Raw genomic sequence first — 25,235 nt, forward strand, 5'->3', positions numbered from 1 at the left:
ACAACGCCCTGCTAAACGCAGTGACGTTCTGGGTTTAAAATTATGTGAATTTATTCACAAATGATTTTAAAGACAAGCAGAACGTTATCAAATTGCTTTTAGTTAATGTTGGGTCGGGTTTTTGGTGTTTTCAATCGTGGGGCCGAGGACTTCCAGTCCCGACTGCATTGGCAATTTGGTTTAGCAGGGCGTTGGGACGGATGCCCAAGGGGCGGGAATTGCGGAGCAATGTAGCTACTTGGTTGAGGCCGGAGGCTTTCAAAATCCGTCCCAACGTATTTGTATATGGTTTGTTGCGTGTTTAAGCACCTAATTTAACAAATACAAACCAAATAGAAAATCCGCGAGGATTTTCGTAAGTAGGCTAGAACTAGCAATAAATTATATACGGTGTTACCTGCAGTTTTTTAATTCAGTTATGGTCTTTTCGGTCAATTCAGAACCTACTATACAACCATAACAGTTTCTTGTTAATAAAGGCACTTTTTTCAGTTCCTCAATTCGCAATTCAATTGATTTTTTTTGATTCTCACTAAATTTAGTCAGATTACAATAATAAAATTCAACTGCCATTAATCGAGTTGCCGGATTTATACTGTAAAGTAAATATTCGCAATTCTCATTTTTTATAATTTCATCAAATAATTTTCGATTATTTAAAACGCTCATTCCATAGCCACACCTATTTCCGAAAATTATTCCAGCGAAAGGATTAATCAAGTCAGTTGATTTATTTTCCGTCCGTTTTTCAATTCCGTCTAACGGTTCGTTAGCTTTATCGAGTCCGAAATATATTGGTTCAACTTTGTAATCATCGTTTACTTCAAACATTGCAGAAAGTCTTTCTTTATACAATTTTTTAAGTTTTCTGGACTTATTGGCTTTTATATATGTAGAAAGTTCATATGCAATAACCTCATTTTTATAATACAAGATTTTGTAATTAAATGAAATACTTCCAACTCCTTTTCCGCTTTCTTTTAGTTGATATCCAAATCCTAAATTCTCACGTCTGTCATTTTTGACTTCAAGAGTTTTTAATAATTCCTCTGTTGATTTATTATAAGCCTCCGTTAATTGAGATATGAAAAGTGTATCAACTCTAACATAATATTTTTCCACTTCAGTCTTTTGGGAAAATGAAATATTACAAATTCCTAAAACTAAAATTATTAATATGAAGTTTCTTGTTTTCAAATTGCAGGTAACGCCCTGCTAAACGCAGTGACGTTCTGGGTTTAAAATTATGTGAATTTATTCACAAATGATTTTAAAGACAAGCAGAACGTTATCAAATTGCTTTTAGTTAATGTTGGGTCGGGTTTTTGGTGTTTTCAATCGTGGGGCCGAGGACTTCCAGTCCCGACTGCATTGGCAATTTGGTTTAGCAGGGCGTTGGGACGGATGCCCAAGGGGCGGGAATTGCGGAGCAATGTAGCTACTTGGTTGAGGCCGGAGGCTTTCAAAATCCGTCCCAACTTGTTTATATGCCGAACTTTACTGAGTTTATACCCCCACAATGGAGGACTATGCCCAAGTTTATACATGGCTTCTTCAGTTTAGTCCGGTTGTGTTATTTTCTTACAATGCAATATACTGTTTTTATAGATCATCAAACGGACTGCTAATATTTTTAAAACTATTCTCGGTAACGTGGGTGTAGATCATTGTAGTTTTGGGACTGCTATGGCCCAATAGTTCCTGTATGTACCTAATGTCGGTACCGTTTTCCAATAAATGTGTGGCAAAGCTGTGTCGAAGCGTATGCAACGTAACCTCTTTTTTAATTCCCGCTTTAAAAACAGCTTTTTTTAATACCCATTGCGCACTGCTAGTACTGTATTTTTCCGAACGCTGACCTACGAATAAATATTTACTCGGTTTATATTGCTTATAATATGTACGTAGCGTTTCCAAAAAACTATGGGACAACAAGGTATACCTGTCCTTTTTTCCCTTTCCTCCCTTAATATGGACCAACATTCGATCACTATCAATATCGGTCACTTTTAAATTGATGGCCTCTCCGATTCGCAATCCGCCCGAATAGATCAAGGACAGTAACGTTCTGTGTTTTAAGTTGTGTGTTTCCTCTATTATGGACCGTATTTCTTCCTTGCTCAAAACAACAGGAAGTTTCTTTTCCTTTTTTGGCCTCACCAGATCTAGGGCCTCCATAGCTATATTTTTGAACAAAAAATATTTTTTGATACCATTGATACATTGGTTTTGGTATGAAATTGATTTCCCTTCTTTCACGATAAAATCATAATTAAAGGACTCCACCAATGCCTTGGAATAGAATTTTGATTTTTTTAGGATGGCGTACCTAACAAAAAAACCGCTTACTTCTACATAAGTATTCACGGTATTTGGGCTCAATCTTTTCTCCATCAACCACTTTCTGAAACTATGTAGATCTCGTTGTTGTTTTGGACCTAAAGGAGGTAAAAAGAACGGCTTTTTATTTTTGGGGAGTCCTCTCTTTTTTTGTCTCACCTCCGAATAGTCCACATAGCATCCGATTTTTCGTAAATGATTGAAAATAAGATTTAGATTATTTGAGGAGTTTTCCAGATAGAACGTACCATCCAGAAGATCCTGCTGCAATACCGGCAACTTTAATAGATGTTTCCTTAGTGTTGTGTCCGATTTATAGTCGATACGGATATTGTCCGCCCCATTTTTTGTCCCTAAAACCAGTTTTACGGATTTCATTTAATTTCGTTTAAAATAAATAGGGGGTGCTACGCGGTAAACCTGTCCGTTAAAATACAAAATCAAATTTGTAAACGGTCAGTGTAACTATTTGGCCCAAATACTGTCTGTTATTTTGGTACCGATGCTTGAGGGAAAAAGGGAGACTATAGGTTTTTTACATAAGTGCGTCTACGACGAATTACCTTGGGGTCAAAATGCTTCCACATCTGTTGTATGGCAATATTGTCCTCCAGTTCGGGGGTTCTAATGCAATTCACAACGCCACGCTTTTTAAAAGTGTGGTGGAACTCGTTAAAAATAATGGCCGTAACACCTTTGTTCTGGTATTTTGGATGAATGCCGATAAGGTAGAAAATGGCATCCTTACTGTGTTTTCTGGCGTGGAGCAAATGGAAAATGCCGAACGGGAACAATTTGCCCTTGGCCTTTTGCAAAGCTTCCGAGAAAGAGGGCATTACAATGGCAAAGGCCACCATATTGTCCTCGGCGTCCACCACAAACTTAATATACTCCGGGTTTATAAAACCAATGTACTTTTTCTTAAAATATTCCTTTTGGATATCCGTGATCTTAACAAAGGAAGATAGTTTGGCATAACTATCGTTGAACAGGTCGAACATTTTGTCCACCCACGGCATAATATCGGCACTTTTCTTAAAGTTGAGTTCTCGGAGCCCGAATCGTTTTTTGATGAGCATATTGGCTTTCTCAAAAAGTTTGGGGTCCGCATTGGCCGCCAAAAATTTGCTTTCGGAGTATTTTTTTTCCGTGGTGAACCCGTGCTTTTCATAATGAGATTGATAATAGGGGTGATTGTACCACGTGATCATATTGCCAACTTGATCAAAACCTTCGGTGAGCACGCCCACTTTGTCCAAATTGGAAAAACCTACCGGACCTTCCATGTAATCGAGTTGGTTTTCCTTGCCGATTTCCTGCACTTTGTCCAACAAGGCTTTGGAAACTTCCGGGTCGTCCACAAAATCGAACCAACCAAAGCGCATTTTTTTAAGCCCCTGTTCCTTTACCTCCAACCAATTTATTATGGCCGCTACGCGCCCCACTAACTTACCATCCTTGTAGGCTAAAAAAAACTGCGCCCCCGCTGTTTTAAAAACAGGGTTCTTGTCCTTGTCAAAAGACTCCATTTCATCATTGATAATAGGGGGCACCCAATACGGGGAACCTTTGTAGAGCAAGAAAGGGAATTTCACAAATCGTTTAAGGTCGGATTTGGACGAAACCTGTTTTATGGTAACCATAGTTGCAAATTAATACCCAATATTATGAATATTACTTGCGCTAGAAAAATAAGATGATGTAAAACGTAAAAATCCATGGATTAACCACGGTTTTTTCTCTTCTTTTTTGATTTCCGTTTATTGGAGTTCTTTTTGATTTTCCCGTTCATGCCAGATTGCTGCTCGTTGATCGGAATAAGTTCATCTTTATGAAAATCCAAGCGATACGAAAAACCGAGCACTACAAATATACGGGAAGGGTCGTTTTTAAAACCCGATCCCATATGGATATCGGCCTGGAAATTAGGATTGATCAAACGGGCCACCCCGGTCCTTAGGATAATATCAGAATAGCGGTCCCCGGAAATGCCCTGTCCCTCAAAAAAGACACTCCATCTGGGGTCACGAAAAGCATGGGTTACCGAAAGGGCGTATCGCCATTCGGGAGTATCGGTCGTAATACGATCGTAGGCAATATTGGAAATCAATACAAACCTTGGGGATAGCCTGCTCTGTGTTTGGATTCCACCACGGTACGAAATTGTAGGTTCGCCGGGATAGAACGGATTATCGCCCAATACAAAATTCGCACCACCGTACACCGACACGGCCGGAATCAGGTTTTTCCATTGAAAAAGGTTGTTGGCCCTCCAGCTGTACAAGTTGGGTTTGCTCCGAGCAGGATCTTTGTAGGGGTCAAAGACCAAATATTTTAATCCAACACGATTTCTGGAAAAATTGGTGAGCGAACCCTCGATGCCCAAGTCCGGATAAGTAATGTTCTGTGTAATGAACGTACCTTCCATGATTACTTCCAGCTCCTCGAAAAGCAATCCGTAACGTAGGGCATAATCGGCACCAAAAATGTTGGAGTCGGAGTTTAAGTCCGCATTGTCCTGCTGTTCGTACAGCAAGCCAACTTCTGCCTGTACCACATTTTTACCAACGGCATAGGCACTTGCGGCCCTGCCCGGGCGGTTGGAATTGATCACATCGGTATATTGTGCGCAGATAATGGTGGGGAAAAAAGCGAGTAAAAAGAATTTCTTTTTGATTATGGAAATGTCCATATAACTGGTTTTTAATACTATTTTAAGATACGTTTTATGGGTTTGCGGGACTAACAGTGTAAATTTGATTCAATAACTGAGGTTATATGGTTTTATTACAAACGATTTTAATATTCATATTAGTATACTACGGGCTTAAATTCCTGTTAAAATGGTTGGCGCCGAAATTGTTCAATTACGCCATGCGCAAGACCAACGAGCGTTTTGAGCAGCAGTTCGGAAATCCTGGGGATTTTGGACATACAAAAACACGGGAAGGGGAGACCACCATATCCAAAAAACCACATCGCAGATCCAATCCTTCAAAAAAAGTTGGAGAATACATAGATTTTGAGGAAATTGATTAATATTTGCCGAATCAAAACCTATCCATGAATCTTTCTCCAAAAGCCATTATCACCCATATTTGTGTTATTGCTTTATTCATTCTTGCATCACTGGTCTATTTTTATCCAGTTTTACAGGGAAAAGCTATTTATCAATCCGATATAGCGTTGTACAAGGGCATGGCCCAGGAACGGGATGCCTACAAGGATGCCACGGGTGTGGAGTCCTATTGGACCAATAGTGCATTTGGCGGCATGCCCACCTACCAGTTGGGAGCCAATTATCCCCATAATTATGTAAAAGAGTTAGATCGTCTGATCCGTTTTTTACCGAGACCCGCCGATTATTTATTTCTATATTTTATAGGCTTTTACATTCTGTTGCTTTGCCTTAAGGTTGATTTTAGGTTGGCGGCACTTGGAGCCATAGCTTTTGGCTTCTCTACCTACCTGATTATTATTCTTGGCGTGGGGCACAATGCCAAGGCACATGCTTTGGGTTATATTCCAATGGTTCTTGGCGGGGTTGTACTCGTTTTTCGAAAAAAATATATTCTAGGATTTATACTCACTGCACTGGCCATGGCACTCGAAATAAGTGCCAATCACTACCAAATGACCTATTATTTTATGCTTTTGGTACTACTAATGGGTTTGGTATATCTCATTTATGCCATTAAGGAAAAAGAACTTAAACACTTTTTTGTTTCTGTAGGAATTTTGGTTTTGGCCGTTGTTCTTTCCGTTTTTACCAATGCCACGAGTTTGCTGGCTACAAAGGAGTATGCCGATTGGAGTACCCGTGGAAAATCCGAACTCACCATTAACCCCGATGGAAGTGAAAAAGCCGTTTCCACAGGGTTGGACTACGATTACATTACACAATACAGTTATGGGGTAATGGAATCCCTAAATGTATTTGTACCTAGACTTTTTGGTGGTTCGGGCAGTGAGAACCTGGGCAAGGATTCCAAAGCTTATGAATACTTGACCAATCAAGGGCTGACCCCCACCAAAGCATTGGAATTTTCGAGTGGTCTACCACTTTATTGGGGCGATCAACCCATTGTAGCAGCCCCTGCCTACGTAGGCGCAATCGTTTTCTTTTTGTTTGTGTTGGGCGGTTTTTTGGTTGATGGAAGAAAAAAATGGTGGTTATTATCGGGAGCTGTTATGGCCTTGCTCTTATCGTGGGGCAAGAACTTTCCTTTGCTCACCAATTTTATGATAGATTATTTTCCCATGTACAATAAGTTCCGGGCCGTATCCTCCATACAAGTAGTACTGGAACTCTGTTTGCCGGTGCTTGGTATTTTAGGAGTTTGGGAACTGTTTAAATCCAGCACAGGTCAAAAAGAAAAACTAAATGCTCTAAAATGGAGCTTTTTTATAACGGCTGGTTTGGGCATAGTGATATTATTGTTAAAAGGTTTCTTTGATTTTGAAGGTGCCCGGGACGAAATGTACCGTGGATACTTTGGAGATGAGTTAATGTCCATGATCCTACGCGATCGTGAAGCTGTTTATGTTAGCGACACCATTCGTTCGTTGGTCTATGTTCTTTTGGCCGCAGCCGCATTGTGGTTTTTTATTAAAGAGAAAATCAACAAAAACATTTTGGTATTTGCCCTTGGCGCCCTTATTCTTTTTGATTTGGTAGGAGTGGACCTTAGGTACGTGAACGAGGACGATTTTGTACGTCAGCGTCAAGTAAACCAACCGTTCCAAGCCAGTCAAATAGACCAAATGATCATGCAGGACGATTCTATTTATCGTGTTTTTGACCCTCAGGAAGGCTTAAATGGTTCACGAACCTCCTATTTTCATAAATCGATCGGTGGCTACCATGCTGCGAAACCACGTGCACTGCAAGATCTGTTCGAGTATCATTTGTACCAGAACAACCTTCAGGTTCTTAATATGTTGAATGTTAAATATATTATCCAACAAGATGAAGAAGGCAATAGTTTTCCGGCTGTAAATCCAGATGCCAACGGCAATGCTTGGTTTGTGGATCAATTGGTGGCCGTTTCATCTGCCAACGAGGCAATCCAAAAACTGGGCGATTTTAATTCCAAGACACAGGCCGTGGTGAACACGGCGCAATATCCGGAATTGACCAAGATGCGTTACACAGCAGATTCGTTGGCAAGAATAGATTTGGTAGATTACCGCCCCAATTACCTAAAATATACATCTAAAAACCCTAATACTGGTTTTGCCGTATTCTCCGAGATGCATTATCCATCGGGCTGGAATGCTTTTGTAGATGGTGAATTTCAGGAACATTACAAAGTAAACTATGCACTTCGCGGTATCAAGGTACCCGCTGGTGAGCACGAAATCGAATTGAAGTTTGAGCCCGAAGTGGTGGAAACTGGTAGTCAGATCAGCTTGATGGCCAACATCCTGCTTGGCATAATTATAGTTGGGGGACTGGGCTTTACATTGTTCTCGCGTAAAAAGGAAGAGGCCTAATGCGAAAAATTTTGGTCATAGCGTATTATTGGCCTCCGGCGGGCGGACCAGGTGTACAGCGATGGCTCAAATTTGTAAAATACTTGCCCGAACTTGGGTTGGACCCCATCGTTTATGTTCCGGAGAACCCCAGCTATCCGATAATCGATAACAAGCTGGTGAACGAAGTTCCAAGTTCCATCCGAATACTGAAACGTCCGATAAAAGAGCCCTACGGTTGGGCCTCAATATTGTCCAAAAAGAAAACAAGGACCATAAGTTCTGGAATTATAAAGGAGAAAGATCCATCTTTTATTGAGAAGGTGCTGCTTTGGATTCGCGGTAACTTTTTTATTCCTGATGCGAGGAAACTTTGGGTAAAACCATCCATTTCTTATTTGGCGAAGGTAATCGCGGACGAGGGCATAACCACTATTGTCACAACAGGGCCACCGCACAGTTTACATTTGATCGGACTTGGACTCAAAAAAAAGTACAATATCCAATGGGTTGCCGACTTTAGAGACCCATGGACCTCTATTGGGTACCACAAAAGTTTACGGCTCACCAATTATGCCCATTTAAAACATAAGGCACTGGAAAAAAGCGTTCTTTTACGAGCAGATAAGATCGTGGTAACAAGCAAAACCACAAAATTGGAATTTGAGGCCATAACTCCCAAGCCCATTAAAGTGATCACCAATGGTTTTGATGATGAATTGCCATTGGTTGCCTTGGATAAAAAGTTTACCATTTCACATATTGGTTCGTTGTTGACAGGCAGAAACCCTTTAGGTTTTTGGAAAGCTGTACAGGAACTGTTGTCTGAAAATGAATTGTTTAAAGACGCTTTACATATCCAACTGGCAGGTGTAGTGGGGGAGGAAGTGCTACAATCCATTAAGGATTTTGGACTTACCGACTATGTGGAACAATTGGGCTATCTTCCACACGATAAGGTTTTGGAAACCCAGCAAAAGTCACAATTGCTATTGCTGTTGGAGATTGATTCCAAAGAAACCAAAGGTATTATTCCAGGAAAACTGTTCGAATATTTGAATGCCAAGCGACCTATTTTGGCCATAGGACCACAAGGCTGGGAGGCGGGTGCTATGGTCGTGGACCATAAAGCGGGAACGTTCTGTTTGCATAATAATGTAGCGACTTTAAAAACTGTACTTTTGGAGGCATTCCATCAGTACGAAAAAGGAACTTTAAGTTGTAATTCAGAAGGAGTGGAGCAATATCACAGACGGGCGTTAACGGAATCTTTGGCTAAATTTATCTAATGGGCGTTGTTCTTAAGCAATCCATACAAAATACAGTAGTAACGTATCTGGGGTTCTTTTTTGGAGCTATTAATACGTTGTTTCTGTATACCAAAATACTGCCGGACAAATATTACGGCCTGGTAACCTTTATTTTGGCTTCGGGAGCCATATTAATGCCGCTAATGGCATTTGGGGTGCACAATACCATGATCAAGTTTTATAGCAATCATCAAGAGACCGAAAAAGATGGTTTTTTTACCTTGATGTTGTTGGTTCCGCTGCTCGGGGTAGTTCCCGTTGCCTTGGTCGGCTTGATTTGGTACAATCCCATTGGCGATTGGGTGTCCCAAGTAAACCCTATGGTAAAGGATTATCTGTGGTATGTCTTTTTTGTGGGACTAGCGATGGGCTATTTTGAAGTATTTTACTCCTGGACCAAGGTGCATCTAAAGTCGGTTTTCGGAAACTTTATGAAGGAGGTTTTTGCCAGGGTAGGGGTGTCCCTTTTGCTTGTCCTGTTTTATTTTGATGTGATCTCATTGGATATGTTCTTCAAATGTTTAGTAGGATTGTATCTATTGCGGACACTGATCATTAAAATGTATGCTTTTTCCCTTCGGATGCCCAAGTTTAGTTTTAAGTTTCCGAACTATACCAAAGAAATCCTGTCCTATTCTTTTTTAATTATTTTGGGAGGATCTGCATCCCTGGTTTTGTTGGAAATAGACAAAGTGATGCTGAATCAGTTCATCAGTATAGAAAATGTGGCGTATTATGGAGTGTCCGTTTATATCGCTACTGTGATTATTGTACCGTCTCGTGCCATGCACCAGATTACTTATCCATTAACAGCAGAGCTGTTGAATACCAAAAATGAAGCTGGTCTGGATACTTTGTACAAAAAAACCTCACTAACACTGTTCATTGCTTCGGGCATCTTGTTCGTTTTGATTATTTTAAACCTCAACGACTTATATTTAATGCTTCCCGAAAATTATAGAAATGGCTTCACCATTGTGTTCTTGATCGGTTTGGCCAAAGTTATGGATTCACTTTTGGGAAACATAAATTCTATCTTGTACAACTCTAAATACTATAAAACGGTGTTGGTGTTCGGGGTCTGTTTGGCTGCCTTGACCATTTTGCTCAACTTTTTGTTGATTCCCAAATTAGGCATGGAAGGGGCTGCATGGGCCAGTTTTGTCTCTATTTTTATCTTTAATCTGGTAAAATTGGTTTTTGTGAAGCTGAAATTTGGCATTTTGCCTTTTACCTCGGCGACATTTAAGGTTTTTTCGACCTTGGTCTTATTGATTGTACTGTTCGATTTTGTGCAGTTTCAATTTCATCCGTTAATAAATATTGGTTTAAAATCCATATTGGTATCTGTAATGTACTTAGGTATTTTGTACCGTTTTAATATTTCTGAAGATGTATCCGGAATATTGTCCAAATGGCTCAAAAAAATACCCCGTAGCGAATAAATTCAGCTACGGGGCATACAACTAACCAACCTAAAAAATCTTTCTAATTGTTACTTCTTGAAGATCTCGAGGACCTTGAAGCACTTGTATTACTTTTTCTATTGCCAGAACTTCGGCTTACCGTTGCTCTTGAACTACTTTTTCTGCTCACAGTGCTTTTCTTGACTCTAGGCCTTGCACTTTTGGACACTGTTCTGCGTGTAGAGTTGCCTTTGTTCAGCGTTGTTCTATTGGAAGACCTTGCTACCGATTGAGGCTTTTTATATGTACTACTACTTGTGCGTTTTACAGTGGTCCCTCGTGAGTTACTGGTCACTTTTCTTGTGCTCACGGTTCTCTTGTTCGGAGTTCGAGTGACCTTTGTATTGGTGGTCAAAGTTCTACTTGATCGACCAACGTTGTTGGATTTTCTGTAATTATTGCTACTGGAACTCCTTGAAGCCACCGTATTTCTTTTTACGGAATTGCTGGAACGGTTTGCTGTTGAGTATCCTCTTCTTGAGGAATTTTTGGATACCGTTGCATTGCTTCTTCCATAATCGGCCCTTCTGGCGCTATTGTCCCTTACAGAAACTCTTCTGTCATTTCTATAGATTTTGTCCCTTCTATACCTGTTATCATTTCTATAGACTTTGCCAACTCTTGCATAAGCACGTCTTGTATTGTATCTATAAGGTGTATAATATGTATATCGAACAGGTCTGTAATACCTTCTGTACGGTCTAGCGTATACGTTGCAAAAACCAACGGTCGGTCTTATAAAATATCTGTGAAAAGGTCTGTACACATATCTTCGATTATATACATTGATAAACCCTGTGTAGTGACTAAAAACTCCACCATTATAGTAAACATGTAGGCCACCAATTCTCCGTACCCTACCATTGTTGTACCATATATCAACATTTCCTATTTGTGATACACGGCCATAGTAATCGTAAAAAATAGGGGTATTCTCTACTTGAATTACAGCACCGTAATCATCGTACTGAACAAATGGATTGTAGTTATATCCGGAGTTAAAAGTGATACCGACATTGCCAATTCTAGCTCCTACGCCAACATTTACCCTGTTGTCCATATAGAAATCGAACTCACCATCGGGATAAACGGAAAAAGTAACCCCATCTTCTATAAAGATGAAAGAATTTCCATATCGATAATTAGGTGCGGTAACCGTTGTATTTGTTGTTTCTGCCTGGATACTTGGTATTCCAAAAACAACCGCTGCTATAATGAGTACTAACTTTTTCATACTACAAGGTTTTAAGTTCCAGATGCAAATATTTACATCCACCCTTGTAAGAGCAATCAGCGTGCCAAAAAATATAACCAACTGATATACAGCATGTAAATAATTATTTATTTAATAATAAACATTGATCTTCGGTTAAGTTGATGTTGCTCATCGGTACACTCGACTCCATTGGAACATTCGTTTAACAACTGTGTTTCTCCATATCCTTTTGCGGTAAGCCTACTTCTACTAATACCTTTCTTTACAAACCAATTTAAGGTGGATTGTGCCCTTCTAGAAGACAATTTCATGTTGAAAGAGCTACTAGATCTTGAATCAGTATGGGATTCTATATGGATTTTTAACTGAGGGTATTGCTTTAATGCTTGTAATATTTTGGCCAACTCCACTTCTGCATCCTTTCTTATGTAATGCTTACCATAGTCAAAGTATATAGGCAAAAGATTTAATCTACACCCAAGGTCATCCACTGCACAGTCCGGTGGAGTAAGTTCCAGGTTCAGTTCCACGGTTTTTGAACCTCTGGGAGTCTTGATATTTTTTTCCGTGGGTGTATATTCCCTAGTATTGTTTTCAGCCCTAACGGAATATTGTTTGCCACAATCCACCAAATTTTCAAACGTGTATCTCCCTTTTTTATCGGTTTTTGTTTGTGAAACTACATTATTGTTTTCATCTAATAAGGTAACTTTTGAATTGCTCAATGGTTGGGTTGTGTTTGCATCCGAAACCAGTCCTTCAATATTTATTACACCACATTTTTCCCAAACTCTATAGATATCATCAGAAATGCTACCTTCATCCCCGTCTCTATTGGATGAAACATATCCCACTTGTTTTTCCTCGTTGATAATAAAACCAAAATCATCCTTGTTCGAGTTTATGGGCTGTTTTAGGTTCGTAACTTTTATAAACTCGCCTTCACTGTCCAGCGAAACAGCAAAAACGTCCAATCCACCCAAGCCTAAATGCCCATCGCTGGAAAAATAAAGGACATTGCTCTTGCTGACATAGGGAAAAGTCTCCCGCGCTTCTGTGTTAATTTCTGGCCCAAGGTTAATAGGGGTCCCATAGTTTTTTGATTCACTGATTTTTACATACCAAATATCAGATTCACCCAATGTTCCTTTCATGTTGGATGAAAAGTACAAGCGAGTTTCATCTGGACTCAATGCAGGGTGTGCTACAGAGTATGAATCACTATTAAAAGGCAATTCTTCGACATTGCTCCACAGCCCTTCATCATTTTTTTCCGCTCTATAAATTTTAAGCGTTACAATTTTTTCTTTGTTCTTCTTTTTCTTACCGTTTATATAGTTGTTTCGGGTAAAGTACATGGTATTACCGTCTTTGGTGAAAGCGGCGGTTGTTTCATGATATGGCGAATTTATTTCTCCCTTGATAGGTTTAGGGTTTGCGATTTCCCAGTCATCGGTAATTTCGGCCTCATACAAATCAACATAGGGTAATCCAGACCAATTATGAACTTTAGAGCCTTCTGTTTCTTGGGAAGAAGAGGCATATACAAGCTTGTCCATAAAAAAAGATGGGCCAAAATCTGAACTGGACAATAGTTTTGTAATGTTATCCACTTCAAATTTTTTGGATTGAAAATCCACTAAGCTATCCAGAGCGGAATACTCGTTCGCATATATTTCAGCGATTCTGGTGGTTGCTGATTTTTCGGCAAATTTGCCCATTACCTTTTTCGATTCTTGATATTCCCCAATACTTTTTAAGCTCTGTGCAGTTCTATAATAATAGACAGCTTCCATCTCATCGGAGTATTTTTTTATCAACTCTTTATACCATTTTACAGCATTGGCATAATCACTATTAAAATAGTACGTGTCTCCTAACTTTTTATAGACTTGGACCGATTCATATCCATCTTCTACAACTTTAAGGTATATTTCCCTCGCATTGATGAAATCGTAGGTATCAAATTCTTTGTTTGCTTTTTTGATTATGCTCGACTGTGCGTTCATTGCACAGGTAAAACAAATAAATAAGGAGAGTAGGAAGTATTTTTGGGGTAACATATGCTGTGTATTAAAAAAATCTTGGGGCTACTATTTTTTCCGCTTTGTTAAAGATGTCGAATCGAAGAAAAACTTCATAAGAGCCGTTGCTATAATCTTCAATTGCTGTTGATTGGTAATCATATCCTACACCTGCAAAGATGCTGTCCGAAATTTGAAATCCCAATAATGCACTTATAGACGCGTTCCATCTATACGATGCCCCAACGACAAACTTTTCCTTGAACATAAAATTGGCCGATAAATCCCATTGAAGGGGAGCACCATCTACCATTCTCCAAAGGGTTGCTGGTTTTAATTTTAGATTGGGATTCAGGTCGAATACATAGCCGGCAATAAAAAAATAGTGCAACCTTTCCACCACAACACCTTCAAGGTTTTCGTCATCTAGTGATTGTTCATCAAAGTGCTGTATGGAAAGGAAATTTGGAACGGATACCCCGGCATAGAATTTTTGGGTATTGTAATAGATTCCGGCCCCCACTTGTGGTTGGATTTTGGAATCTATATTATTTTGAAAGAATGGGTCGTTGGGATTTGATAAATTTAATTTGGAGTAATCCACGTCCAACATATCTGCTCCGACCTTCAATCCAAATGAAAGCTTGCTCACATTTCTACGGGCCAAATGAAGTGCGTAAGAAAAGTCGATTACAGCATTGGATTCAACTGCCGGGCCTATTTGATCATGAATAATCGATAGCCCTATTCCCATATTGTCATATAAACCGACAGGGAGGTTTACCGTAAAAGTCCCGGTTTTTGGAGAACCTTCCAGGTCAACCCATTGGTAACGGCCCAACACACCAAAGCTCAATGTTTCCCTTGAACCCACATAGGCTGGATTTATAATCTGGGTATTGTACATATATTGTGTGTATTGTGCATCTTGTTGGGCACACATCAAAAAAGTTGACCCCAGGAGGCATATATAGAAAACTATTTTTTTCACGTTTTTGTCTATTGACCTTTTTAGCAAAGGATTTGTCATCTTTAAAAGTTGATATGGGTATTTTAATTATTGTTGCTTAGGAAGAGGTAGCCTGAATAGTTCTTTGCACCTGGATTTTCATTGGGAAATTCGAGTATATAGAAATAAGTACCGCCAGGAAGTTTATTTTCTTTGGAAACTGTAGCCTTGCCTTCTGAAACCCCTGTGAACAATTTATTCCCGGTTCCATATCCTTCGGCTTCATAAACCAGGGCTCCCCATCTATTGAATACTTTTAAAGTGTTATCGGGATAGGCCTCAATACCGTTTATTTGGAAATGATCATTGATTCCATCTCCATTTGGTGTAATCCCATTAAATATTTCAAAATCAGGGTCATTAATCGTAAAGGTGCAAATCTCCTCGGGTACCAACGTTTCGGTAGGGTTGTTTTCCAAAGGACTGTTATCGTCGGATAAATCAGATACCTTAGTTTGTTGGCCTACTATAGAAGCAAAGACCGTAGCTTGATTTACCACTGATCCATTCTCTATATCCATTTCTGTTATACTATAATTAGCGGTAAATGTCCAGCTTTCGCCAACAGATAGAATACCATCGTCCCCTATGTCTTCTCCTGGGCTCAGCTGTGTGGAAATTACATCATCCAACTTTTGGTCTTCTAGTGTTATGTCGGTGAGATTTGCACTACCAACATTGCTCACGATAAAGGTGTATCGGATAGATTCGTTGCATCCATCCAAATCTAGGTCATCAAGTTCCCCTGTTTTTACCAAAGCAATCCCGGGACCACCACTGGTACACACATCGGATGGAACCATTGTGGAATCTGAATCACCGTCAGAAATTGTTACATCCAAGTTCTCTGGTTTGGCGGATACCACCGCTTGGTTATTGATGGTACTATTGATTTCATTTAGCACTAGGCTATATAGGACTTGATAGCTCCAGCTCTCCCCAATGGACAGTACATTGTCATTGCCCATATCGGTATTGGGGTCGGGGCCATCAACGGTTCCACCCAAGAAATCATCTTGCAGAACAACCTCAAGCAAGTCAAAATCCCCGGTATTGGCCACGGTAAAGCTGTAGAGAATACTTTCAATACAACCATCATTATTAAAATCATGTAGATTACCAATTTTATTGAGTTCAATGCTTGGAGCTCCAGTTGTACACGCCGTATCGGGAACACTGGTCTGTGTCGGCCCATCCAAAGTTTCATCGCTAGGATGCGAAACATCTTGTAACGGGATATCCGTATCAAAGATTTCTGCGGTTACTGTTGCTGTATTTTCCACAAAGGTCAGATCTATATCTTCCTGAACAATGGCGTAAATGGCTTCAAATGTCCAACTTTCTGCTGGTGAAAGCACACCATCCTCGTTTACGTCCGTTCCTGCGATGGGGCCAACAATTTCACCTCCAAATAAGTTATCCAATAAGACAACGCTATCCAAAGCCACATCTCCATTGTTTGTGACGGTGAAAGTGTACAATATACTTTCTTGGCAGCCATCTTGGTTCAAGTCTTCCAGCGCCCCTGTTTTTATGAGACTTATGCTTGCCGTACCTTGCTCGCAGGAATCTGAAGATATTGTGGTGTTTGTGGGGTCATTTTCATTGGAATTTGGGGAATCGTCATCGGATTGGTCCTGTACCTCAGCGGTTCCACATAGATTGAATGCGGTAACGGTAGCGGTATTTTCTACATTGCCCGCATCTATGTCGGACTGTTGTAAAGGATATAGGCCAGAGAACACCCAGTTTTCGCCCACGCTCAAAATACCATCCGAACCATCGTCCGAGGTATCATCCAAAATGGGATTCCCTTGTAACAAATTATCAACGATACTAACGGTTGCTAGGGGAGCGTCACCGGTATTGTGCACTGTAAAGGTATATTGAATGTGATCATCACAACCATCGTTATCAATAATATCCACAGTTTCTCCTTCTTTTATCAAACCGACGGATATATTTTGGCAACTACTCAGGTCTACCTCGGTAACATCATCTTCATCTGGACTATTGTCATCCGATAGGTCTTCAATGGGAAAATCCGGATAGGCCTGTACGTTTGAGGTTACATAGGCCTGGTTGTGAAAACATCCAAAATCGATGTCGTTTTGGGTAATAGGCTGGGTTGCAGTATAAATCCAGGTCTCATTAGGATCTAATAAACCAATATTGTTTTCATCGCCCGTGGGGCCATTGATTACCATGGGCAGGTTAAGGTCAGTGAGCACCACATTCTCAAGTAGCTCGTTGGATGTACTTTCGTTGGTCACGGTGAAAGTGTAATCTATGGCCGTACAATCTGCATTTACGACCCCGGTCTTAATCAACCCAATACGGGGCTCACAATCATTAAGGAGTATAATGGTCGGCCTGTCCTCATCAGCGCTTTCAAAATCAGATACATCCTCTACGGTCACATCAGGAAAACCGACCAAGGCCGCCTTCACTAAAGCAGAATTTTCCACCTGTCCATTTAAGCGGTCTTCGGTGGTCAATTGGTACTCAATGGTATTGAAAATCCAGGTTTCACCAGGATCCAATTGCCCTGGGTTTACATCATCCCCTTCACTTGGTGTTAGTGGAATAGATAGGGGTAGGTTTAAATCGGTAATGGTCACATTCTCCAAAATCTGTCCATCCGTACTTTCATTGGTCACTCTAAAGGTGTAATCTATAAATGCACAACCGTCTATTTCACCTTGTCCATCCTTGGCCACTCCTGTTTTTATTAGGTGTATTCGAGGTACACAGTTTATCAAACTTATAACGGTCGGATCATTCTCTGTTGGGCTATCATCATCTGAGAGATCCGAAACCTTTTCTCCGATTTGTCCCACAACATCTGCCGTAACAGTGGCTTGATTGGTAACTTGCCCGTTGTCCAAATCTTGTTGAAGAACGGTATAAGTGGCATTGTAGATCCATGTTTCTCCTTGATCAATCTGGTTGTTACTATTGTCGTCCCCAGATATGGGCCCTGTAATAACACCGCCTAGCAACGGGTCGTTAAGTACTGGGTTTTCCAGTACGGTCAATGCGCCTTCGTTGGTTACTTGAAAAGTGTAAAAGATTTCAAAACAACCAGAGCCACCGACTTCATCCAATGCGGTACCGGTCTTTATTAAAGATATGTTCGGGACACAGTGTGACAAGCTAAATACCGTAGGGTCGTCTTCCCATACATTGTCATCATCGGATAAGTCAGATATTGTAACTCCAGGTTGACCCTGAACATCTGCCGTAACCGTGGCTTGATTTGTGACCTGTCCATTATCTATATCTTGCTGGGTTATATTGTAATTGCTGATATAAGCCCATTCTTCACCTACTTCCAATAGTCCGTTATTATTTGTATCCCCAGATACCGGGCCATTGATTACCCCGCCCAATAGTGGGTCGGTAAGCACAACATTTTCCAAAACCTCACCATTTAAGCTTTGGTTGACTACTGAAAAAGTGTATTCCAATTCTTCGCAGACTATTACATCAATTCCCTTTTTAACTACAGTAACACTTGGTGCGCATGGAGCAACATTGGTTACAGTTGGCCTATTTTCATCAAAACTTTCAAAATCTGAAAGGTCAACAGAACGGAATTGAATATTAGGTAATGGTATGGGAGTAGCTTCCACATAGGCTTGGTTTGTTACTTGTCCAGCGATAAAATCACTTGGCGTTACTTCGTATTTCTTATCAAAAATCCATGTCTCACCCGGTTCCAATACGCCAGAGGCTCCCTCGTCTCCTGAGTTGGGCTCTCCAAGATTTCCACCCAGTAATGGATCTATCAACATAACCGATTCAAAAGTTTCGGTAGGGTCCCCAGCATGTATGAGCTGAAATGTATATGAAACAGTTGTACATTCCCCGCCTTCTGCCTGATCACCAAAAACTCCTGTTTTAACCAAGCGAATGTCGTTGGAACAAAATAAATCTGTATTTGTTGGGGCATCCAAATTAAAATCAGTTGGATGGGAAAGGTCACTAACGATTAAACTTGGTTGGCCCACCAATTCGCAGGTAATGGTTGCTTGGTTGCTCAAGGTTCCCATGTCATAATCGTTTGTGGTCAAATTTCTTGAAGCGGTGAACTCCCATGACTCCCCCGCATTAAATATCCCATCATTGTTGGAATCACCTATGTTTGGTGATGCTCCAGTAAAAGTTAACTCGGGATCTAGATCCGTTACAACAAGATTGGTATATGATTCATTTGCTGTATTTAGGTTTCTAACAACCAATGTGTATTCTATTGTGATACACCCTGGTGAATTGCCCAAGAAATCCTTGGTTTCCACCAAAAGCACCGACCCTATATTCCTACATGAGGAAATATCGAGTATGGTTGGATCATCTTCATTGAACAAGTTATCGTCGGATAAATCAATTGTGGTTACCCCCGGTTGCCCCACAACTTCGCACGTGACCCTTACTTGGTTTTGAAAGGAGTCTTGACTAAGGTCATCGGGACTTAAATTTCGTGTTGCATTGAGTTCCCATGATTCACCAGGATCCAATATCCCATCGTTATTAGTATCACCGGATACGGGAGTAAGGTTTACTATCAACGCTGGATCATTTATATCAATGGCCTCTGTAATTGTTAGTGATTCACTATTGGTACTATTATTTCTTATAAATACTGTATAATTTATAGCAGAACAATCTCCATTGACGGTTCCGGACACGACCACTGCTATACTTGGCACATAGAGGTTTGTGCCTGTTTCGGTTGTGTTATTGTAAATTGCATTTTCCGTATAGTAACCATTCAATGTATGGGCCCTTAGGGCCAAGCTAAAGCTGATCAAGGTAAAAAGCAACAAAATTGACCCTATATGAAACCTTTGGTTACTTTCTTTATATCTCGTTTTCATGGCAATTAGCTTTGTGGTTATTGGTAAGGAACGGGAAGAAGAATCCGATACAATAAGCTATGCTCGATGTATTCGAACTTTTGTTTACAAATAACGGATGGATGTTTTGTGGAACGTATAAATTCACCATACGTGAATAAATTGTTATTTAACCCACAATTTTAGGCAGATAAATAAGATGGCTTAGGTGTCATTTGATAAATCAATGATATGAATTGACGAAATAAGCATATCAATTGACGGGATAATCCCATAAATTAGGGGGTAAACATATAAGATTACAAATACAAAAGTGGTTTCTTACAAACTTGAAATACCTTTATATTTATAAATATAAACTCTCCTGCTCAAGGTCCTATTAAGAGTTGTCAGCTTTTTTACTTTAGATTATTTGAGCGAGATATTTACTCGTATGTGACAAATTATTTTTAACGATTTCCTCCGGAGTGCCTTCGACTACCAAGTTCCCACCTTTTTCACCGCCTTCGAGGCCTAGGTCTATAATGTAATCAGCACATTTTATGAGCTCCATATTGTGTTCGATAACAATAATGGAATGTCCCTTGTCCAAAAGTTCTTCAAAGGATTTGAGCAGTTTTTTGATATCGTGAAAATGAAGACCCGTAGTGGGTTCATCAAAAATGAACAAGGCTTTTTCCTTGGTATGACCTTTCACCAGGAATGATGCAAGTTTTATTCGTTGTGCCTCGCCGCCAGATAGGGTGGAAGAGGATTGCCCCAAGGTAACATAACCCAATCCTACATCTTGCAACGGTTTTAGCTTGGTTACGATCTTGTTCTGATTGTACTTGGTAAAGTGATCAATGGCATCGTCAATGGTCATGTTCAAGATATCATCTATGTTCTTACCTTCGAACTGGACTTCCAGGATTTCCTTTTTAAAACGTTTGCCGCCACATACATCACACTCCAAATGTACATCGGCCATAAACTGCATCTCTACGGTAATCTCTCCCTCTCCCTTACATTTTTCGCAACGACCACCATCTACATTAAAGGAAAAGTGTTTGGCCTTATAACCACGTAGCTTGCTCAGTTTTTGCGAAGCGAGCAGACTTCTTATATCATCGTAGGCTTTAATATAAGTGACCGGATTGGAGCGCGAGGAACGGCCAATCGGGTTTTGATCTACAAATTCCACATGTTTGATATGGGCATACTTGCCATACATTTCCGAGAACTGTCCGGCCTTTTCACCATACCCCCCCGTTTCCTTCAAAATAGAAGGATACAGAATTTTACGGACCAAGGTACTTTTTCCACTTCCCGACACTCCGGTGACCACTGTGAGTACGTTCAAAGGAAAAGTAACATCTATGTTTTTGAGATTGTTCTCTCTCGCTCCTTTAATTTGAATGTAATGCTTTGAGTTTCTCCGTTCTGAAGGAACAGGGATTTCCATGGTTCCATTAAGATAGTTTGCCGTTAACGAATCTGCCTGTAAGATGGTTTCCCAATCCCCGGTAGCCACTACGTTTCCGCCCAGGGTCCCCGCTTCTGGGCCAATGTCGATAATTTCATCGGCAGCCTTCATAATATCTTCATCGTGTTCTACTACAATAACGGTATTCCCCAGATCACGAAGTGATTTTAATACTTCGATCAAATTTTCGGTGTCCCTGGGATGAAGTCCAATGCTGGGTTCGTCCAAAATATACATGGACCCCACTAAACTGCTTCCCAAGGATGTGGCGAGATTGATCCGTTGACTTTCCCCTCCGGAAAGGGTGTTGGATTTTCGATTTAATGTAAGATAACCTAGACCGACCTTGTCCAAAAACTCCAATCGGGTGGTAATTTCCTTGAGCAATCGTTTGGATATTGCCGTGTCGTGCTCGGACAGCTGTAAGCCGTTAAAAAACGGCATTAATTGTTTAATGGGCAGCTCTATTAGATCTGAAATGGATTTATTGTCCACTTTTACAAAGTTCGCTTCTTTGCGCAGGCGTTTTCCTTTACATACGGAGCATTTGGTTTTACCTCGGTATCTGGACAACATTACCCTGTTCTGGATTTTATAGCTTTTCTCCTCCAGTTCCTCAAAAAATTTATGTATACCAATAAAATGTTCGTTGCCGTCCCAAACCAATTGTTTTTGGGAATCCGAAAGTTCGAACCAAGGTTTATGTATGGGAAAGTCGAACTTGTATGCCGAATTTACCAATTGATCCCTGTACCAGCCCATACTTTCGCCACGCCAAGGGAAGATTGCATTTTCATAAACGGATAAAGAGGTGTTGGGAATTACCAGGTCTTCATCAATACCTATTACATCACCATATCCTTCGCACTTTGGGCATGCACCGTAGGGATTGTTAAAACTGAACAAGTGTACATTGGGTTCCAAAAACTTCATTCCGTCTAACTCAAACTGGTTGCTGAATGTTTTGATCTCGCCAGTCTGAAGGTTTTCTATGGCACAGGTTCCCTTACCTTCAAAAAACGCATTGTCCACTGCATTGGCCAAACGGTTCCAGAAATCCTCATCATTCTTCACTATAATACGATCTACTACAAGATCGAATTCCCTACCGATATCTTCCGGGGCTTGATCAATACGGATGACTTCTCCCTTATATTTTATCCTGGCATACCCTTGTTTGGAAAAAAGCTCCAACGATTTTAGCGGTTCTCGTTCGTCGGATATGGTTATGGGGGACAACAAAAGAAGTTTGTCCCTTTCGTTCAACTGCTTTATGTAGTCGATAACATCGGTTACGGTATGCTTTTTAACCACTTTGCCAGAAATAGGTGAAATGGTTTTCCCAATACGTGCGTAAAGCAGTTTTAGGTAATCGTATATTTCCGTGGTAGTGCCCACCGTAGATCTTGGGTTGGTGGAATTTACTTTTTGTTCTATGGCAATGGCAGGGGCTATACCTTTAATATAATCCACTTTGGGTTTGTCCAATTTTCCCAAGAACTGTCGTGCATAGGAGGAAAGACTTTCCACATATCTACGCTGTCCTTCGGCATAAAGTGTATCAAAAGCCAAACTCGATTTTCCAGAACCGGATAATCCTGTGATAACCACCAACTTATTTCTTGGAATCACAACATCGATATTCTTTAGGTTATGTAGTTTGGCACCTTTGATTATAATATTCTGCTTAGGATCTACGTTGATATTGATTGCCATATGTTAAAATTAGGGTTCCAAAGATACGATACACTGCACTTTATACGTATATTGTATCAGTTAACATATAAAAATCGTCAACTCACAACATAGATTTTTAGGTCGCCTCCCTATTTATCTATATTTGAAGTGTAATTAAAATCCTGATAGGCCTATACAGAATAATTACTTTTTAAAGATTAAAAACTGAATAACTAAAGTCTTTCTTGGCAAAGGAAGGGCTGTGATTTTAACCCAAAAAAGTAATTTGTATGGAACAGCTACAGATTAATGACTCGATTTTAGTAAAGAACTACATTAACGGAGACGAAAAGGCTCTTGAAATCCTAATCAACAGACACAACCAAAGAATCACCAGCTTTATATACAGCAAAGTTTTGGATAGAGATGTGGCAGAGGACATCTTCCAGGACACTTTTATTAAGGTGATCAAAACCTTGAAAAAAGGAAGCTACAGCGAAGAGGGTAAATTTTTACCTTGGGTAATGCGAATTGCCCACAATTTGGTGATTGACCATTTCCGTAAAAACAAGAGAATGCCCAAATTTGAGGGAAGCGACGATTTCAACATCTTCTCCGTAATCCACGACGAGAAATTGAACGCCGAAAAACAGATCATTAAAGATCAAATAGAAAGTGATCTTACCCTTTTGATCGAAGAATTACCGGACGACCAGCGCGAAGTACTTATCATGCGAATCTACAAGGACATGAGTTTCAAAGAGATATCCGAAAACACCAACGTTAGTATTAACACAGCTTTGGGCAGAATGCGATACGCTCTTATTAATCTTAGAAAAATAGTTGAGCGTAAGAACATCGTTTTAACGAATTAATCGGCATTACGTCGAACGCTGCAATATTTCCAATCTAGCGCCGTTATATAATGGAAACAATTACTTACGCTAGAATATGGAAAACATTTACTCTGAAGAACAAAAATCCGTAAAAACGGTAAAAGCGAGCCAGAAAACTGTTGATTTCTTACTTAGCTTTTCAAAATCGATTCATGTAGTTGACTACAAAAAACACCAGTTTGAAGTAACATTGAATTAATTTAAGGATCAAACTGACGAAAAGAGCCGCAATTAGCGGCTCTTTTTGTTTTTATAGTATTCGTTGATCACCGATTTGCGCCCAATAGTCTTTGTGATAATATCCTTTTCCAAGTCCCAGCCCCTGGCAGGCGAATATTCCCGGCCATACCAAATTATTTGAAGGTGCAACCTGTTCCAGATTTCTTTTGGAAATAAACGTTTGGCATCACGTTCGGTCTGTACCACATTTTTGCCATTGCTAAAACCCCAACGGTACATCAACCTATGAATATGGGTGTCCACCGGAAAGGCTGGAATCCCAAAGGCTTGTGAAACCACTACACTTGCGGTTTTATGTCCCACTGCAGGCAATTCTTCCAACAAAGCAATATCCCTGGGTACCTTGCCATTGTACTTTTCTATCAATATTTTGGAAAGTCCATAAATGCCTTTTGCTTTCATAGGGGATAGACCCACTGGCTTAATGATCTCCCGAATCTCTTCCTCAGATAACTTTACCATATCGTATGGATTATCGGCCTTTTCAAATAAAAGAGGGGTAATTTGATTGACACGAACATCGGTACTTTGTGCGGATAGCAAAACTGCAATCAACAAGGTATAGGGATCCTTATGATCTAAAGGTATGGGAATGGTAGGATAAAGTTCATCCAAGGTTTTTACGGCGAAATCAACCTTTTCTTGTTTGGTCATATTTGTTTAACTTTGCTTGTGTAAATATTAAACAATAAATTCAATCACAAAGATCATGAATATGTTAAAAATAGGAGATAAAGTACCTGATTTTTCAGCAAAAGACCAAGACGGCAATACAATTAATCTTAGTGATTACAAAGGCAAGAAGTTAGTGGTATTTTTCTACCCTAAAGCAAGTACTCCTGGATGTACGGCCGAAGCCTGTAATTTACGGGACAATTATAAGGAATTGCAAGATCAAGGTTTTGAGCTTTTGGGCGTTAGTGCCGATTCAGAAAAAAGACAATCCAATTTTAGGAACAAATACGAGTTTCCTTTTCCCTTATTGGCAGACGAAGACCATACCGTAATCAACACCTTTGGTGTTTGGGGGCCAAAAAAATTTATGGGAAAAGAATACGACGGTATTCATCGTACCACTTTTATTATTGATGGTGATGGAGTGGTAGAAAACGTTATCAGTAAAGTAAAAACCAAAGACCACGCTGCGCAGATATTGTCTTAAAATGCTTTTTTTCTCATCGAGCGTAGTCTAGATGTCAATAAACATGAGGCATTTTAAAGTTCTCGATTGCGCTCGAACGGACAATAAAACGTAATA

Annotated in this window: 16 protein-coding genes; 6 read left to right on the forward strand and 10 right to left on the reverse strand. The window is 40.1% G+C overall.

Going from position 1 to position 25,235, the window contains the following annotated elements:
* Positions 1–393: 393 nt before the first annotated feature.
* The 4 genes from MJO53_RS14885 to MJO53_RS14900 all read right to left on the reverse strand — a co-directional run bounded on the left by MJO53_RS14885 (position 394) and on the right by MJO53_RS14900 (position 5,032).
* Entirely contained in the window at positions 394–1,197 is an 804-nt protein-coding gene (locus tag MJO53_RS14885) for a hypothetical protein (protein WP_252079681.1), read from the reverse strand.
* Between the two features lie 405 nt (positions 1,198–1,602).
* A complete protein-coding gene (locus MJO53_RS14890) occupies positions 1,603–2,718 on the reverse strand; it encodes a tyrosine-type recombinase/integrase (protein ID WP_252079682.1) in 1,116 nt (371 codons plus the stop codon).
* 146 nt (positions 2,719–2,864) lie between these two features.
* Positions 2,865–3,983 carry a GTP cyclohydrolase gene (locus MJO53_RS14895; RefSeq protein ID WP_252079683.1) on the reverse strand — a complete coding sequence of 373 codons (1,119 nt, stop codon included), beginning with the start codon at positions 3,981–3,983 and terminating at the stop codon, positions 2,865–2,867.
* 80 nt (positions 3,984–4,063) lie between these two features.
* The gene (locus MJO53_RS14900) at positions 4,064–5,032 is read right to left on the reverse strand and encodes a transporter (protein WP_252079684.1); all 969 of its coding nucleotides are present in this window, start codon (positions 5,030–5,032) and stop codon (positions 4,064–4,066) included.
* A gap of 86 nt (positions 5,033–5,118) precedes the next feature.
* Here MJO53_RS14900 and MJO53_RS14905 point away from each other — a divergent pair, with 86 nt between their 5' ends.
* The 4 genes from MJO53_RS14905 to MJO53_RS14920 are packed head-to-tail and all read left to right on the forward strand — an operon-like array spanning position 5,119 to position 10,570.
* Positions 5,119–5,379 (forward strand): DUF4834 family protein, encoded by a 261-nt coding sequence (locus MJO53_RS14905; RefSeq protein WP_252079685.1) that lies wholly within the window; start codon positions 5,119–5,121, stop codon positions 5,377–5,379.
* Positions 5,380–5,403: 24 nt separating this feature from the next.
* Complete coding sequence (locus tag MJO53_RS14910) at positions 5,404–7,836, forward strand: YfhO family protein (RefSeq protein WP_252079686.1); 2,433 nt, start codon at positions 5,404–5,406, stop codon at positions 7,834–7,836.
* Positions 7,836–9,104 carry a glycosyltransferase family 4 protein gene (locus tag MJO53_RS14915; protein ID WP_252079687.1) on the forward strand — a complete coding sequence of 423 codons (1,269 nt, stop codon included), beginning with the start codon at positions 7,836–7,838 and terminating at the stop codon, positions 9,102–9,104. The genes MJO53_RS14910 and MJO53_RS14915 overlap by 1 nt, the downstream gene beginning before the upstream one ends.
* Positions 9,104–10,570 carry a lipopolysaccharide biosynthesis protein gene (locus MJO53_RS14920; RefSeq protein WP_252079688.1) on the forward strand — a complete coding sequence of 489 codons (1,467 nt, stop codon included), beginning with the start codon at positions 9,104–9,106 and terminating at the stop codon, positions 10,568–10,570. The genes MJO53_RS14915 and MJO53_RS14920 overlap by 1 nt, the downstream gene beginning before the upstream one ends.
* A gap of 43 nt (positions 10,571–10,613) precedes the next feature.
* Here the strand turns inward: MJO53_RS14920 and MJO53_RS14925 are convergent, their stop codons facing one another.
* From MJO53_RS14925 to uvrA, 5 genes are all read right to left on the reverse strand, one after another.
* Entirely contained in the window at positions 10,614–11,825 is a 1,212-nt protein-coding gene (locus MJO53_RS14925) for a hypothetical protein (protein WP_252079689.1), read from the reverse strand.
* Positions 11,826–11,932: 107 nt separating this feature from the next.
* Positions 11,933–13,870, reverse strand: coding sequence for an OmpA family protein (locus MJO53_RS14930; protein ID WP_252079690.1), 1,938 nt, complete (start codon positions 13,868–13,870; stop codon positions 11,933–11,935).
* Between the two features lie 10 nt (positions 13,871–13,880).
* Positions 13,881–14,861: a type IX secretion system membrane protein PorP/SprF gene (locus MJO53_RS14935; protein ID WP_286037768.1), complete on the reverse strand. Its 981-nt coding sequence runs from the start codon at positions 14,859–14,861 to the stop codon at positions 13,881–13,883.
* A gap of 23 nt (positions 14,862–14,884) precedes the next feature.
* Positions 14,885–19,720, reverse strand: coding sequence for a gliding motility-associated C-terminal domain-containing protein (locus MJO53_RS14940; protein ID WP_252079692.1), 4,836 nt, complete (start codon positions 19,718–19,720; stop codon positions 14,885–14,887).
* A 382-nt stretch (positions 19,721–20,102) separates the two neighbouring features.
* Positions 20,103–22,880: an excinuclease ABC subunit UvrA gene (uvrA, locus tag MJO53_RS14945; protein ID WP_252079693.1), complete on the reverse strand. Its 2,778-nt coding sequence runs from the start codon at positions 22,878–22,880 to the stop codon at positions 20,103–20,105.
* A gap of 251 nt (positions 22,881–23,131) precedes the next feature.
* Here uvrA and MJO53_RS14950 point away from each other — a divergent pair, with 251 nt between their 5' ends.
* Complete coding sequence (locus MJO53_RS14950; protein WP_224837007.1) at positions 23,132–23,716, forward strand: RNA polymerase sigma factor; 585 nt, start codon at positions 23,132–23,134, stop codon at positions 23,714–23,716.
* Between the two features lie 252 nt (positions 23,717–23,968).
* Here the strand turns inward: MJO53_RS14950 and MJO53_RS14955 are convergent, their stop codons facing one another.
* Complete coding sequence (locus tag MJO53_RS14955) at positions 23,969–24,631, reverse strand: endonuclease III domain-containing protein (protein ID WP_252079694.1); 663 nt, start codon at positions 24,629–24,631, stop codon at positions 23,969–23,971.
* A 55-nt stretch (positions 24,632–24,686) separates the two neighbouring features.
* Here MJO53_RS14955 and bcp point away from each other — a divergent pair, with 55 nt between their 5' ends.
* On the forward strand, positions 24,687–25,139 hold the full coding sequence (gene bcp, locus MJO53_RS14960; RefSeq protein ID WP_224837005.1) for a thioredoxin-dependent thiol peroxidase: 453 nt from the start codon (positions 24,687–24,689) through the stop codon (positions 25,137–25,139).
* The last annotated feature ends 96 nt before the right edge of the window (positions 25,140–25,235 follow it).

This window comes from Flagellimonas marinaquae, assembly GCF_023716465.1.
Lineage (GTDB): Bacteria > Bacteroidota > Bacteroidia > Flavobacteriales > Flavobacteriaceae > Flagellimonas > Flagellimonas alginolytica.

Bases quoted from the DNA above. Each gene is read 5' to 3' on its own strand.
- bcp (WP_224837005.1), top strand. From the start codon at position 24,687: ATGAATATGTTAAAAATAGGAGATAAAGTACCTGATTTTTCAGCAAAA.
- MJO53_RS14925 (WP_252079689.1), bottom strand. From the start codon at position 11,825: ATGAAAAAGTTAGTACTCATTATAGCAGCGGTTGTTTTTGGAATACCA.
- MJO53_RS14940 (WP_252079692.1), bottom strand. From the start codon at position 19,720: ATGAAAACGAGATATAAAGAAAGTAACCAAAGGTTTCATATAGGGTCA.
- MJO53_RS14890 (WP_252079682.1), bottom strand. From the start codon at position 2,718: ATGAAATCCGTAAAACTGGTTTTAGGGACAAAAAATGGGGCGGACAAT.
- MJO53_RS14895 (WP_252079683.1), bottom strand. From the start codon at position 3,983: ATGGTTACCATAAAACAGGTTTCGTCCAAATCCGACCTTAAACGATTT.
- MJO53_RS14905 (WP_252079685.1), top strand. From the start codon at position 5,119: ATGGTTTTATTACAAACGATTTTAATATTCATATTAGTATACTACGGG.
- MJO53_RS14900 (WP_252079684.1), bottom strand. From the start codon at position 5,032: ATGGACATTTCCATAATCAAAAAGAAATTCTTTTTACTCGCTTTTTTC.
- MJO53_RS14910 (WP_252079686.1), top strand. From the start codon at position 5,404: ATGAATCTTTCTCCAAAAGCCATTATCACCCATATTTGTGTTATTGCT.
- MJO53_RS14935 (WP_286037768.1), bottom strand. From the start codon at position 14,861: ATGACAAATCCTTTGCTAAAAAGGTCAATAGACAAAAACGTGAAAAAA.
- MJO53_RS14915 (WP_252079687.1), top strand. From the start codon at position 7,836: ATGCGAAAAATTTTGGTCATAGCGTATTATTGGCCTCCGGCGGGCGGA.
- MJO53_RS14920 (WP_252079688.1), top strand. From the start codon at position 9,104: ATGGGCGTTGTTCTTAAGCAATCCATACAAAATACAGTAGTAACGTAT.
- MJO53_RS14930 (WP_252079690.1), bottom strand. From the start codon at position 13,870: ATGTTACCCCAAAAATACTTCCTACTCTCCTTATTTATTTGTTTTACC.
- MJO53_RS14950 (WP_224837007.1), top strand. From the start codon at position 23,132: ATGGAACAGCTACAGATTAATGACTCGATTTTAGTAAAGAACTACATT.
- MJO53_RS14955 (WP_252079694.1), bottom strand. From the start codon at position 24,631: ATGACCAAACAAGAAAAGGTTGATTTCGCCGTAAAAACCTTGGATGAA.
- uvrA (WP_252079693.1), bottom strand. From the start codon at position 22,880: ATGGCAATCAATATCAACGTAGATCCTAAGCAGAATATTATAATCAAA.